Below are 12,754 nucleotides of genomic sequence, written 5' to 3'. Positions count from 1 at the left end.
AATCACTCGATCGTGACCGGATACGCCCACAACAATTTATTTGTTTTTAGAGGTCTTGCGTAACAGTTTGTTCACGTATCTTTTTCCTTGCAACAAATAGCCTGCCAAACGTTTTCGGCCGGTCTTTATCAACTGCAAATATGCATCCGGATTCATAATAACAGAATCGCCCACAGCCTTATATGTCAAAAATATTCCGATCGGCAACAAAATAGCAGAGCTAAGCCACATGCCTCTCCATGCGGGCCAAAAACCTTCGCGTGCCATTTTTGTACCGGCATTGTCGATAATATAGTAAAAGATGAACATTAAAACAGAGATCACCACCGGCATACCAAAACCTCCTTTACGGATAATGGCTCCGAGAGGCACCCCTATAAAGAAAAAGATAAGGCAGGCAAACGACAACGCAAATTTGCGATGCCATTCGATTGAATGGCGACGGAGGTTCATCTGCTTTTCTTTTATATCCATGTTCGTAAAGGTCATCTCTCCTTTTGAACGCTCTACCTCACTCAGGGCATTACTTACTGCAGTTTTCTTTTCATCCTGGCTAAGAGACATAAAAAGCGTATCGGTATTGTATTTTTCGAACCTGAAATTCTTAGCTGTTGCCTGATGGAAAGGAATATGATTCATTCTGTTCAGATACTGATTCTGATTATTCACAACCGTACGCTGTTTGATTATCTTTTTGATCTCTTTGTTAATAGAATCAATGGTATGATCAAGCTCAATCACATTCTTACTGATTTGCTCGTTTTTCAACAACGATTCATTAAAACGGGTAAAACTGGCATCAAAATCGATAATGATCTGCTTTTTCGAAAATATTTCGCGCCTGTAGGGAACCTTTGTCTCCGGGGTCATCGTTTGTTGCTGTTGCAGGTTCTCAAATGATTCGCCACTATACAGACTAAAAGTAAGAAAGTGCTTATCGCTACTCATCACCAGGCGGCCAGAGTCGGCCAACATTACCGATGCATTGCTGAAACCGTTGGAGAAATCGTACACTATCACATTTTTGAGTAGCTGTCCTTTTAAATCTTTGCCTCCCACATAAAGCGTGTATCCACTGATTCCTTTATAAAATTCGCCTGTCGGAATTTCCAGCTCGGGTGATTTTTGCTTCATAGAGATCAAAAGAGTATACATCTTTATCTGACTCTTAGGCAAAACATAGTTCGAGAAGAAAAATGCCCCCACACATACCATTGAGATAACAATGATAAGAGGTCGCATAATCCGAAACAAAGAGATTCCTGCCGATTTCATTGCCAACAGTTCGAGTTGTTCTCCCATATTGCCATACGACATTAGTGAAGCAAGCATGATGGACATCGGTAATGCCAACGGCACAAGCGACACTGCGGCATACATAAAAAATTCCGCAAGCACTGAAATACCCAGCCCCTTCCCTACCATATCGTCGACATATTTCCAGAGGAACTGCATCAAAAAGACAAACAGGCAGATAAAAAAGGTTGCCGAAAACAGCCTTATAAAATTAGCAAGTGTATATGAATCAATTCGTTTTAGTATTCGCATGACATATTTCTTTCAGCAACAAAGGTACAGTTAATCTATCAATATGACAAGATAAGAACAAAGAGCAAAGATTAAAGAAAAAAGATCGGTTTAGCTTTAAGCCGGCTTAATTTTTTGCTGATTACTATTACGCTCCGACAGGTGTATAAATACGAAAAATTAAGGTGATTACAAACAACGTACGCAGAAACTAAACTTTGAACAAAAATAAATGAATAAGCGAAATTTCTATGTTATAAAAAGAACAAAATATATCCGGACAATCTTCTTTGCTCTTTAATTAGGACAGAACTATTACCTTTGCAGATAAATATTTTTGAAAATGGCTAAAATAAAATCGGTTTACGTATGTCAGAATTGTGGTGCTGAATCTCCGAAATGGATTGGGAAATGCCCTTCATGCGGAGAGTGGAACAGTTACGTGGAGGAAGTGGTTCGTAAAGATACCCCATCCAAAGCGGTACACAACGTAGAAGCGACCCAATCCAGGCCTGTTCGTATTGAAGAAGTGGAGAGCACCACCGAACAACGCATGGACACCTATTCCGCCGAGTTCAACCGGGTGTTGGGTGGTGGTCTGGTAGGTGGCTCGCTGGTTTTACTGGGTGGCGAACCCGGCATTGGCAAATCGACCCTGATTCTTCAGGTTGCACTCAACATGGTCAATAAAAAAGTGCTATATGTATCTGGTGAAGAGAGTGTGAAACAGCTGAAATTACGTTCCGAAAGACTGCTTAAACCTGCTTCGGAATGCTTTGTGGTAAGTGAGACTTCTCTCGAGCAGATATTTGTTCACATAAAAAACGTTCAGCCCGATATCGTGGTAATCGATTCTATCCAGACCATTTCCACGGAGTATGCGGAATCGTCCCCCGGTAGCGTAACACAGGTGCGGGAATGTTCTGCTGCGCTGCTCAAATTTGCCAAAGAGAGTGGCATACCGGTACTGCTTATCGGCCATATTAATAAGGAAGGTAGCATTGCCGGTCCGAAAGTCCTGGAACACATTGTGGATACAGTGCTTCAGTTCGAAGGCGATCAGAATTATATGTACCGCATCCTCCGCGCCAACAAAAACCGTTTCGGAAGTACCGCCGAACTGGGTATCTTTGAAATGCTGCAAAACGGACTGCGCGAGGTGACAAATCCGTCAGAACTCCTGCTGTCGCAGAATCACGAAGGACTCAGTGGTGTTGCCATTGCTTCGGCCATCGAAGGCATCCGTCCTTTTCTCATTGAGGCACAGGCATTAGTAAGTACAGCCGCTTATGGCACACCGCAACGCTCCTCCACCGGGTTTGACATTCGCCGTATGAACATGCTGTTGGCTGTCCTTGAAAAAAGAGCCGGCTTCAAATTGGCACAAAAAGATGTCTTTTTGAACATTGCCGGCGGATTGAAAGTAAACGACCCCGCTATCGATCTGGCTATTATCACTTCGATCCTCTCATCCAGCATGGACATTGCACTTGAGCGACACATCTGCATGGCTGGCGAAGTGGGACTTTCAGGTGAAATCCGTCCGGTAAACCGCATTGAGCAACGCATCCTCGAAGCAGAGAAACTGGGTTTCAAGAAAATCATCATCCCCGACTACAACCTACACAAGTCCGACAAAAACACCCGCTTCTCCATCGAAGTGATCAAAGCCAAGAAAGTGGAAGACGCCTTCAGAGTGCTATTCGGAAAACAATAACGCAAAACATAATGGAAAAACAACGTTGCCCATGGCCGGCAAACCACACGCTGGCAATTGAATATCACGACACCGAATGGGGTGTTCCGCTGCATGATGACGCACGTCATTTCGAGTTTATCGTGCTCGACAGCTTTCAGGCAGGACTGAGCTGGAATACGATCCTCAACAAACGGGAGAATTTCAGAAAGGCTTTTGATAATTTCGATTACAGGCTGATAGCTGATTATGACGAGACAAAAGTGGAATCCTTAATGCAGGACGAAGGCATTATCCGCAACCGGCTAAAAATCCTCGCAACTATCACCAACGCACGAGCCTTTATGCAGGTACAAAAAGAATTCGGCTCCTTCGATCGTTACATCTGGCAATTCACCGGAGGCAAAACCATTGATCACGGCATCACGGACATGAAAACAACGCCTGTCTCTACTGCCGAATCGGACGCCATGAGCAAAGATCTAAAAAAACGGGGATTCAAATTCGTGGGCACCACTATCTGCTACGCCTATATGCAGGCTGCCGGGATGATCAACGATCACTTAGTGTGCTGCTTCAGACACGAAGAAGTAACGACTAACGAAAATTGAGACGATTTCCTTTAACCTACAGTGAGGGGCAAGCGGGAAAAATAAAAGATGAAGAAAACAGAATGAATACTAAAACAGGAAGTTTCGTACTACTAGATGATGAAATTTTATCAATTAAATTACAATTAATTGAAGAATTAAAAGATAAAATCGATTTCTCTGAGCCAACTATCTATAGTACAATTTGGACATATTTGGATGAATTTGAACAAAAAGCTAAAGCTTCCCCTACGACAAAAAAGCCAAGGGCAGACATCGCGTGGAATTTTATTAAAAATGAGTACAGGGTTGACAAAACGACTTTAAGCAAAAGACTAAACAAGTTCATTAAAGACGATTTTAAAAGAGGAATAATTTTAAGAGACATTGGAACTGCACACTCATTATTAAATCTTGGATTTTACAAAGAATCTGTAATAATATCGGGTGGAGTAATTGAAGAAATCCTCAGACTATTTTTAGAAGCGAAGCAAATAAAATCCAAAAACAATTTTATTGATTATATCAAAATTTGCGAGGAAAACAATTTATTGAAATCAGGTATAAGTAGACTTAGTGACTTTTTAAGAGAGTTCCGGAACTTAGTACATTTATCACGAGAAAAAGTTAAAAATGACACCGTGAATATTTCAGTTGCAAAAAGCGCAGTATCATCAATCTTTACAATTATAGACGAATTGAATAAATGAATTTCTAATCGTCGAAACACCCATAGCCTCGAACGATATTAAACACTGAATGTTCACCTCACAGTTCCGGTTCGGCCAGCTCCAGTTCGTTATTCAGATAAAGCTTATAATTGTGAGACAACTGTGCAAGTAACTTACTTATTTGAGTAAGGGCAATCTGCGTATCCTGCGAAATCTCTTTCTTTTGCAAACGAAGCAACAAGACCCCATACAGAAACACAAAACACAGCTCAATATCTTCTGCATCAGGATTATCCTGCCGTTGACGAAAAGCTCCTATAACAGGTAATGTCTGATAAAAAAGAGCACTATATCCGGGATATTTGGGAGATTTTAGCAAAGCATAATGCAAATCGGTTACATCCGACACGGTATTTTTCACCAATTGCAAATGTCCTTTTTCCTGCACACCTTCCAAACGCATCATCTCAATCAAACTTTCGTACCAGTCGCGAATCTGAGCTTTTTCCGCTTCTCCATAAGCCATTTTATCGATCACATTTTCCGCAATCGTTTCAATATCGAGCTTATAGGCACGGATCAAATCTTCGAGTTGCCACATATAGAGAACATATTCGGCAATATTTTCTTTTCGCTTTTGCTGTGCAATAAACATAGTATCAATTTGAAAATTTGAGAATTAGAAAAGGAGAGAATTAACTCTGTTGATCCAAATGTATTTAATTCGGACAACAGAGTGTGAAATATTGAAACCTGAAATTTGGAATCATTTTAATCTTCCCAGTCTCCATCGGCAAAGAAAGGTGCATCATCATCCATAAAAGCATCCAAATCGCGGCGATCTTTCTTGGTTGGCCTTCCGGTTCCTCGGTCGCGCCCCACAAAACCTGCCACTTTCGACAGTTCAAGCAACTCCAACTGATCAGCCGTTGTCACATTTTCCATGTATTCGGGAACCAACTTGGCTCCCAACCTATTTTCTGTAAGGGCAAGCACCTTGAATGAATAAACGACCGGCGAACGTTTCACCTGGATCACATCACCCACTTTGATATTCCGGGAAGGTTTTACCGCTGTTTGCAGAATCATCACCCTACCCTTTTTACAAGCTTCGGCTGCAATGGTGCGTGTTTTAAACAACCGCATCGCCCACAGCCATTTATCTATACGCGCTTCGTTTTTCATATTGCAGATTAAAAAATCAGAGAGAAAATTGCTGTTTCTCGAAGTAAAAGACAGTCAAATTTACCGGAACGTAAATAAATAATTCATCACGAAATTCCACAACGTAACCACTCCCGTCGCAATTACCTTGGCAACATAAAAATTCATGTGAAGTTTTTTCGTCAACAGATAAATAACGCCGTTGTTGATTAAAAGCCCCAGAAGAGAGATGGACATGAAGAGCATGTATTGCTCTCCTATAGCAGGATTGTGGTTCTCGAACGACCATATCCGGTTCAGGATATAATTGGATGTTGCCGCCGAGAGAAACCCGATAGAATTGGAAATATACTTATTGAGGTGAACCTTCTCTTTAAAAAGATACGTCAGACCGAAATCGATCACCGTACCGGAAGCTCCTACCACACAAAACTTTACAAATTGTGCTAACATATCTTTAATGGTATGCAGATACAAAAAAACCACCTCCGTGAGGTGGTTTTAAATGCTTGCAATAGTGCATGTTATGCCGGATGAATTGCTTCTGAAGGACAAACATCAGCACATGTTCCGCAATCTGTGCAAATATCCGGGTCGATTACATAGATATCGCCTTCGCTGATAGCTTCAACAGGACATTCACTGATACAAGAACCACATGCAATACAATCTTCTGAAATTACGTGAGCCATTTTTGTGAAATTTTTAATTAGTACTAATTTGCGACACAAAAATAAAGCATTTTGGAGCAAGATACAAGTCCAAAGCGTTTATTTTTGCAAAAAAAGCAAAACTCAAAAGGTCATTTTAGAGTGCTCCTTTGCAGAAAGGAGGCTTAACTACTTTAGCTGCAACGGGCTTATTACGAATGCTGATAAAAATCTGTGTTTCGGGCTTCGCGAACGCGGTTTCCACATACCCCATTCCGATACCACCTTTCAAAACCGGAGACTGAGTTCCCGAGGTTACTTTGCCGATAACACGACCTTCTGCATCTACAATCGGATAATCATGACGCGGAATACCTCTCTCCGTTAGGATAAAGCCAACTAAACGACGGCTCACACCATCTGCCTTTTGTTTTTCCAACAAAGGTCTGTCGATAAAATTCTTACCGTCGACAAATTTGGTAATCCATCCGAGACCCGCCTCAATGGGAGAAGTGGTGTCATCTATATCATTGCCATAAAGCGCAAAGCCCATTTCCAAACGCAATGTATCCCGGGCACCAAGTCCTATCGGTTTAATACCGTACTCTTTCCCTGTCTCAAAAATTGCATTCCAGATAATATCGGCCTGTTCAGGATAGAAATAGAGCTCGAAACCTCCGGCTCCCGTATAACCCGTATTGGAAATGATAACGTCTTTCACTCCGGCAAATTCTCCGGTTGTGAATGCATAATAAGCGATAGATGACAAATCGACAGCAGTGAGCTTTTGCAGAACTTCAACCGCTTTCGGGCCTTGTACCGCCAATTGCGCCATACGGTCGGACGCGTTTTCAAGGTCGGCACCTTCCGTGTTGTTTTGCACACACCAGTTCCAGTCTTTGTCAATATTGGCAGCATTCACCACCAGCATATATTTTTGCGGCTCGTAATGATATACCAGCAAGTCGTCCACAATACCGCCTTTTCCATTCGGAAAACAGGAATATTGCGCTTTACCAACAGGCAATACAGATACGTCATTGGATGTAATCCGCTGAAGAAAAGGCAACGCTTTTTCGCCCTTCACCCAAAATTCGCCCATGTGCGACACATCAAATACTCCGACACCCTGACGTACAGTCATGTGTTCGTCTGTAATTCCGCTATATTCTATGGGCATATTATAACCCGCAAAAGCAGCCATTTTAGCTCCCAACGCGATGTGTTTTTCTGTAAATGGAGTTGTCTTAATCATATTATTGTAAGGGTTGAATTTTCAAAATCCGGCATTGAATTAGTTGACACCTGCTACTTTTTCCACAATCTTCAGGATCACATCTACCGCTTTCTGCATCGATGGAATAGGCACATACTCGAAGCGACCGTGGAAATTATGGCCACCTGCAAAAATATTAGGGCAAGGCAATCCTTTGAACGACAGTTGAGATCCGTCTGTTCCTCCGCGAATAGCTTTCACGTTCGGTTTTACGCCCACCTCTTTCATCGCTTCTTCCGCGATTGTCACAATATGCATAACCGGTTCTATTTTCTCTCGCATATTGAAATACTGATCCTTCAGCTCTACCGAAGCACAACCCGGAAACTCAGAATTGATCTTATTGACCAAATGCTGCACCTCTTTTTTACGTTTCTCAAAACGATCACGATCATGATCTCTTATAATATAGGTCAGAGTCGTTTTTTCCACGTTTCCTTCCATAGAAGTGAGGTGATAAAAACCTTCGTATCCTTCTGTATGCTCTGGAGTTTCGTGACGTGGCAGCATTCCCGCAAACTGATTGGCTACACGCATAGAATTCAACATTTTATGCTTTGCATATCCGGGATGCACATTGCGGCCTTTGAACGTAACCGTAGCTGCGGCCGCATTGAAATTTTCGTATTCAAGTTCACCAATTTCTCCACCGTCGAGCGTATAAGCCCAGTCTGCTGCAAATTTCTCTACGTCAAACTTGGAAGCTCCCATGCCAATCTCTTCGTCAGGAGTAAACGCCACGCGGATTTTCCCGTGTTTCAAAGAAGGATTGGCAACCAGATTTTCAAGTGCCGTCATAATTTCTGCAATTCCGGCCTTATCATCGGCACCCAGCAAGGTCTTACCATCAGTAACAATTATGTCCTGTCCTTTATACTGAAGCAATTCAGGAAATTCGGACGGAGCAAGTACAATATTTTCTTCTTTGTCCAGAACAATGTCACTACCGTCGTATTGCTTCACAATGCGTGGTTTCGGGTGTTTACCAGTCATATCAGGACTAGTATCCATATGAGCTATAAATCCGATAGTCGGCACAGCAAGATCTGTATTGGAAGGAAGTGTTCCCATCACATATCCGTACTCGCTTACCGAAACATCTATCAAACCTATGTTTTTCAACTCATCTGCAAGGTAATTTGCAAAAATCAACTGTCCCGGAGTGCTGGGAGTCAGACCTGTTTTTTCGTCGGATGTAGTCACAAACGACACGTATTTCAGAAAACGATCTACTAATTTGGAATACATAATTATTTTTTTTGTGCAATTATAAACGTCTCCGCCAAACGAACACAATACAACAAACTATATAACTGAATGTTACAATTTAATATATTGAATTACAATTTGTAAGAAAACGGATACAAAGATAAAAAATGTCGGCACAAAATAAGTTGTACCGACATTTTTTATTTCACATTTCAGGCTCCAGCCCGATCTTGTGCTTTAATTCAAAATAAGCTCTACATTTACTCCGTCTAAACCGCTTGCTGTCCAGTAGGAAGAGGAAAAAGCAAGAATACGGTCTACAACAGCTTTACTTGGCGATAACTGTATTGGCGAAACTTCTTTTTTGAGCGTATTTGAATGTGATTGGGAAGAGTATTTTTTTCTCATAGGCACGGTTTTGGTTTTTAGTTATATACAATAAACGCACAAACCCTGCTTATATTATTCTCCGTAAGTTAAATATTCAAAACCATGTTATTTTCCTCTGCCATCTTTCGCATATTGATAAGAGCATACCGCATCCTACCCAGCGCCGTATTGATGCTCACACCTGTTTTGTCGGCTATTTCCTTAAAACTCAGATCTTCATAAAATCGCATCCGAACAACTTCCTGCTGAGTATCAGGCAAAAAATCAATCATTCGCGCGACATTACACATCAGCTGTTCACGCACCATCTCTTCTTCAACCGTGGAATCACTCAACCTGACATTATTGAAAACATCATAGTCAAAGTCGGTGTGTGAAAGGGTATTTTCTCCCTGTTCGCGACGGAAGTAATCGATAATAAGATTGTGTGCAATCCGGTTCACCCAGGCCACAAATTTTCCATTGTCAGCATAACGCTGCTGCTTGATAGAAGTGACTACTTTAATAAAGGTATCCTGAAAGAGATCTTCTGCCAACTGACGATTACGTACGAGAAGGTAAATGTACGTATAAACTTTGTCCTGATGCCTGCTCATTAACACAGCAAAAGCATCGTGATCACCTTTGAAGTAAAGGTGCACCAACTCATCATCTGTCTTTTCCAACAAATTGATAGGCATTACTTTTAAATTTAGGGTTCAAAAGTAAACGTTGGTCAATAGGCAAGTAGAATTAGAATGTGAATAACAATTAATTAACTGCAACAAAGATACAATTTCTTAAAAGCAAACCAACATCCGACTGTAGTAAAAGCAGTGGTTTTTATGTTATTTAAATTATTTAAACATTTCAGTTTTAGCCCGTAATCAAAAGACTACGTCATCAATTACCCACATTGCATTTCATTTACAGCAATTCCGCCGAAACAAATTTAACCAATCCTTATATTATATATTAAACTTAATATTTTATCTTTGCACAAACAACACATATACCAATGAACAAGCACCTGAATATCAAGGAATGGAAAGAAGAAGATCGTCCAAGAGAAAAGTTTTTACTAAAAGGGCTCAATCACTTTCTGATGCCGAACTGCTTGCAATTATCATAGAATCGGGCAATGCCTGCGAGTCGGCAGTGGAGTTGTCGCAACGCATCCTGCACTCCGTGGAGTTTAACCTCGACGAACTGGGCAAACTTAGCATCCAATCCCTCATAAAAAACTTCAAAGGCATCGGCAGCGCCAAAGCGATTACAATTGCCGCCGCAATGGAACTGGGAAGACGGAGAAAGGCTGCTCAACCTGCCGAAAAGAAAAAAGTGCTTGCCAGTGAAGATGTATTCGAAGTACTACATTCAAAAATGGCCGATCTCCCCCACGAAGAGTTCTGGATGCTTCTGCTCAACCGGGCGAACAAAATCATTGGACAGGTAAAACTCACGCAAGGCGGAACCGGACAAACCGTTGTGGAAATACCTTTGGTACTAAAAACGGCCATTGACAAACTTGCTGCCGGTATCATTGTCGGACATAACCATCCGTCAGGAAATATTGAACCAAGCCAGCAAGACATCAAAATAACGCAAAAGCTTTCGGAAGCCTGCAAAATCGTCGACATTTCGCTCCTGGATCATCTGATAATCGGACACAAAAATTATTACAGTTTTGCCGACAACGGAATGCTGTAGGTATTTCAACACGCAAAGCCTTTGTAAATTCGCCAAATAGAACTATCTTTGTCGTCCAAATCCGAACAATTTTAATAATCAATAGTAGCCTGATATCAAACTATATAGATTTAACAGGACACTAACAATATCAAACCACAGTAACCTTTTATGGCAACAACAGCTGATTTCAGAAACGGAATGTGCCTCGACATTGATGGCCAGTTTTACTTTATAGTTGAATTCCTTCACGTAAAACCAGGTAAAGGTCCGGCTTTCGTTCGTACAAAACTGAAAAACGTACAATCTGGTCGTGTAATCGACAAAACTTTCAACTCCGGTGTCAAGGTAGACGAAGTCCGTATCGAACGCCGTCCTTATCAATACCTCTATCAGGACGATATGGGTTACAACTTCATGAACAACGAGACATTTGAACAAATTTCCATTCAGAAATCATTAATCAATGGCGTTGACTTTTTGAAAGAAGGCGAATCTGTTGAAGTAGTAACACATGCAGAATCGGAAACTGTTTTGTATGCTGACGTTGCAACTCATGTTGTATTGCAGATTACCTATACAGAACCGGGTCTGAAAGGTGATACCGCTACTAACACATTGAAACCGGCTACAGTTGAAACCGGGGCTACCGTTCGCGTTCCTCTGTTTATCGAAACAGGCGAAAAGATCAAGGTTGATACGCGTGACGGTTCATACGTAGAAAGAGCAAAATAATTGCCAAACAAAATTCTCCTAAGGCAGGAAGCTGATGTTCAGTTTCCTGCCTTATTTTTTTACATCTATCCAAACAAGGAAGCATATTTCATCAGAGAAAGTGATCAATACAATTCATCATTTTTTATGAAAATGAGATAGAAAACCTTATTTTTTGCCTTATTTTTGCAGACTGAAATCAGGCTTGTGCAATTCTAAGACTTCAGCATACACAAGTAAACATAAACAACTAATTTCCAAAGTATAAAGAGAAAAATAAACAGTATTTTTGCAGAAGCTAATATTTGCAAAAACAAAAAAACATCAATTAATTTATATGGCAATGAAAAAATCAAATGTAATTATTTCGTTAGCTCTTTGTGGAGCTATTCTAGTGTCAGGTTGTGCAAGCATGAGCAATACTGCTAAAGGCGGACTTTTGGGTGGTGGTGCAGGTGCAGCACTTGGTGCCGGCGTAGGCGCATTGTTCGGAAAAGGCAAAGGCGCTATTATCGGTGCTGCTGTAGGTACAGCCGTTGGTGCTACTACCGGTGTAATCATCGGCAAGAAAATGGACAAACAAAAAGAAGAACTGGCAAAAATACAGGGCGCTCAGGTTGAAACCGTAAAAGACGCAAACAACCTCGAAGCTATCAAAGTAACTTTTGCTGAAGGAATCCTGTTCAGCACAGGTAAAAGTACCCTCAGCACTTCTTCAAAAGATGCTCTTACCAAATTTGCCGCTTCATTGAAAAACAATGCTCAAACAGACGTTACTATCTACGGATATACAGACAATACCGGAAGTTTGGCACTTAATCAGCGCTTATCACAGGAACGTGCCAATGCGGTTGGACAATACCTGAACAACAGTGGTATCGAAAGTGCTCGTCTTTCAACAATTGGTAAAGCATGGGACAATCCTGTAGCTAACAACAGTACAGCAGCAGGTCGTGCACAAAACCGTCGCGTAGAAGTTTTCATCTCGGCTAACTCGACTATGATTCAACAAGCTAATGACGGCACATTGAAATAAACCGAACGTTTGCAACATAAAAAAGCGGTCGTTTTGCTTATGCAGAACGACCGCTTTTTTATGCGTACTCAAATTTCCCTAAGCCCAGGACAACACATCAACATGATCTTCTATCTGTAACATATAATTTTTTTACATATAGAAACCCAGGCCTGCTTTTACT

General features: G+C 41.2%; 14 protein-coding genes and 1 pseudogene. 6 read left to right on the top strand and 9 right to left on the bottom strand.

All coding sequences use genetic code 11. The features are described 5' to 3' along the window. Nucleotides 1-36: 36 nt before the first annotated feature. On the bottom strand, nucleotides 37-1,548 hold the full coding sequence (locus F8N35_RS13720; protein WP_293054141.1) for an LptF/LptG family permease: 1,512 nt from the start codon (nucleotides 1,546-1,548) through the stop codon (nucleotides 37-39). 322 nt (nucleotides 1,549-1,870) lie between these two features. Between F8N35_RS13720 and radA the strand changes: the two genes are divergently transcribed. From radA to F8N35_RS13705, 3 genes are read left to right on the top strand one after another with little or no spacing between them, the layout of a single operon-like run. After that, nucleotides 1,871-3,244, top strand: a complete 1,374-nt coding sequence (radA, locus tag F8N35_RS13715; protein WP_293054138.1) for a DNA repair protein RadA — start codon at nucleotides 1,871-1,873, stop codon at nucleotides 3,242-3,244. A gap of 11 nt (nucleotides 3,245-3,255) precedes the next feature. Beyond that, complete coding sequence (locus F8N35_RS13710; protein ID WP_293054135.1) at nucleotides 3,256-3,834, top strand: DNA-3-methyladenine glycosylase I; 579 nt, start codon at nucleotides 3,256-3,258, stop codon at nucleotides 3,832-3,834. Continuing rightward, complete coding sequence (locus F8N35_RS13705; RefSeq protein WP_293054132.1) at nucleotides 3,831-4,523, top strand: hypothetical protein; 693 nt, start codon at nucleotides 3,831-3,833, stop codon at nucleotides 4,521-4,523. The genes F8N35_RS13710 and F8N35_RS13705 overlap by 4 nt, the downstream gene beginning before the upstream one ends. A 58-nt stretch (nucleotides 4,524-4,581) precedes the next feature. Here F8N35_RS13705 and F8N35_RS13700 read toward each other — a convergent pair whose 3' ends face one another. From F8N35_RS13700 to F8N35_RS13665, 8 genes are all read right to left on the bottom strand, one after another. Next, nucleotides 4,582-5,139 carry a DUF4924 family protein gene (locus tag F8N35_RS13700; protein ID WP_293054129.1) on the bottom strand — a complete coding sequence of 186 codons (558 nt, stop codon included), beginning with the start codon at nucleotides 5,137-5,139 and terminating at the stop codon, nucleotides 4,582-4,584. A gap of 116 nt (nucleotides 5,140-5,255) precedes the next feature. Then, a complete protein-coding gene (locus F8N35_RS13695; RefSeq protein WP_293054127.1) occupies nucleotides 5,256-5,669 on the bottom strand; it encodes a S4 domain-containing protein in 414 nt (137 codons plus the stop codon). A 60-nt stretch (nucleotides 5,670-5,729) separates the two neighbouring features. Next, complete coding sequence (locus F8N35_RS13690) at nucleotides 5,730-6,101, bottom strand: GtrA family protein (RefSeq protein ID WP_068704691.1); 372 nt, start codon at nucleotides 6,099-6,101, stop codon at nucleotides 5,730-5,732. Nucleotides 6,102-6,172: 71 nt separating this feature from the next. After that, complete coding sequence (locus F8N35_RS13685; protein WP_068704278.1) at nucleotides 6,173-6,340, bottom strand: 4Fe-4S binding protein; 168 nt, start codon at nucleotides 6,338-6,340, stop codon at nucleotides 6,173-6,175. 115 nt (nucleotides 6,341-6,455) lie between these two features. Continuing rightward, nucleotides 6,456-7,550: a glycine cleavage system aminomethyltransferase GcvT gene (gcvT, locus tag F8N35_RS13680; RefSeq protein ID WP_293054582.1), complete on the bottom strand. Its 1,095-nt coding sequence runs from the start codon at nucleotides 7,548-7,550 to the stop codon at nucleotides 6,456-6,458. A gap of 42 nt (nucleotides 7,551-7,592) precedes the next feature. Next, on the bottom strand, nucleotides 7,593-8,822 hold the full coding sequence (gene pepT, locus F8N35_RS13675; protein ID WP_293054120.1) for a peptidase T: 1,230 nt from the start codon (nucleotides 8,820-8,822) through the stop codon (nucleotides 7,593-7,595). 198 nt (nucleotides 8,823-9,020) lie between these two features. Next, on the bottom strand, nucleotides 9,021-9,191 hold the full coding sequence (locus F8N35_RS13670) for a hypothetical protein (protein ID WP_293054117.1): 171 nt from the start codon (nucleotides 9,189-9,191) through the stop codon (nucleotides 9,021-9,023). A 68-nt stretch (nucleotides 9,192-9,259) separates the two neighbouring features. Next, a complete protein-coding gene (locus F8N35_RS13665) occupies nucleotides 9,260-9,853 on the bottom strand; it encodes a sigma-70 family RNA polymerase sigma factor (protein WP_293054115.1) in 594 nt (197 codons plus the stop codon). A gap of 317 nt (nucleotides 9,854-10,170) precedes the next feature. Between F8N35_RS13665 and radC the strand changes: the two are divergent. The 3 genes and pseudogenes from radC (at nucleotide 10,171) to F8N35_RS13650 (ending at nucleotide 12,591) form a co-directional block, all read left to right on the top strand. Continuing rightward, nucleotides 10,171-10,862 (top strand): annotated as a pseudogene (gene radC, locus F8N35_RS13660) (DNA repair protein RadC). 150 nt (nucleotides 10,863-11,012) lie between these two features. Further along, entirely contained in the window at nucleotides 11,013-11,576 is a 564-nt protein-coding gene (gene efp, locus F8N35_RS13655) for an elongation factor P (protein WP_293054113.1), read from the top strand. A gap of 322 nt (nucleotides 11,577-11,898) precedes the next feature. Then, entirely contained in the window at nucleotides 11,899-12,591 is a 693-nt protein-coding gene (locus tag F8N35_RS13650) for an OmpA family protein (protein WP_293054110.1), read from the top strand. Nucleotides 12,592-12,754: the final 163 nt, after the last annotated feature.

This window comes from Paludibacter sp. (genome assembly GCF_009712605.1).
Taxonomy (GTDB): Bacteria; Bacteroidota; Bacteroidia; order Bacteroidales; family Paludibacteraceae; genus Microbacter.
This window is presented reverse-complemented; position numbering and strand designations above follow the sequence as displayed.

Bases quoted from the DNA above. Each gene is read 5' to 3' on its own strand.
- F8N35_RS13720 (WP_293054141.1), bottom strand. From the start codon at position 1,548: ATGCGAATACTAAAACGAATTGATTCATATACACTTGCTAATTTTATA.
- radA (WP_293054138.1), top strand. From the start codon at position 1,871: ATGGCTAAAATAAAATCGGTTTACGTATGTCAGAATTGTGGTGCTGAA.
- F8N35_RS13710 (WP_293054135.1), top strand. From the start codon at position 3,256: ATGGAAAAACAACGTTGCCCATGGCCGGCAAACCACACGCTGGCAATT.
- F8N35_RS13700 (WP_293054129.1), bottom strand. From the start codon at position 5,139: ATGTTTATTGCACAGCAAAAGCGAAAAGAAAATATTGCCGAATATGTT.
- F8N35_RS13695 (WP_293054127.1), bottom strand. From the start codon at position 5,669: ATGAAAAACGAAGCGCGTATAGATAAATGGCTGTGGGCGATGCGGTTG.
- F8N35_RS13690 (WP_068704691.1), bottom strand. From the start codon at position 6,101: ATGTTAGCACAATTTGTAAAGTTTTGTGTGGTAGGAGCTTCCGGTACG.
- F8N35_RS13685 (WP_068704278.1), bottom strand. From the start codon at position 6,340: ATGGCTCACGTAATTTCAGAAGATTGTATTGCATGTGGTTCTTGTATC.
- pepT (WP_293054120.1), bottom strand. From the start codon at position 8,822: ATGTATTCCAAATTAGTAGATCGTTTTCTGAAATACGTGTCGTTTGTG.
- F8N35_RS13670 (WP_293054117.1), bottom strand. From the start codon at position 9,191: ATGAGAAAAAAATACTCTTCCCAATCACATTCAAATACGCTCAAAAAA.
- F8N35_RS13665 (WP_293054115.1), bottom strand. From the start codon at position 9,853: ATGCCTATCAATTTGTTGGAAAAGACAGATGATGAGTTGGTGCACCTT.
- efp (WP_293054113.1), top strand. From the start codon at position 11,013: ATGGCAACAACAGCTGATTTCAGAAACGGAATGTGCCTCGACATTGAT.
- F8N35_RS13650 (WP_293054110.1), top strand. From the start codon at position 11,899: ATGAAAAAATCAAATGTAATTATTTCGTTAGCTCTTTGTGGAGCTATT.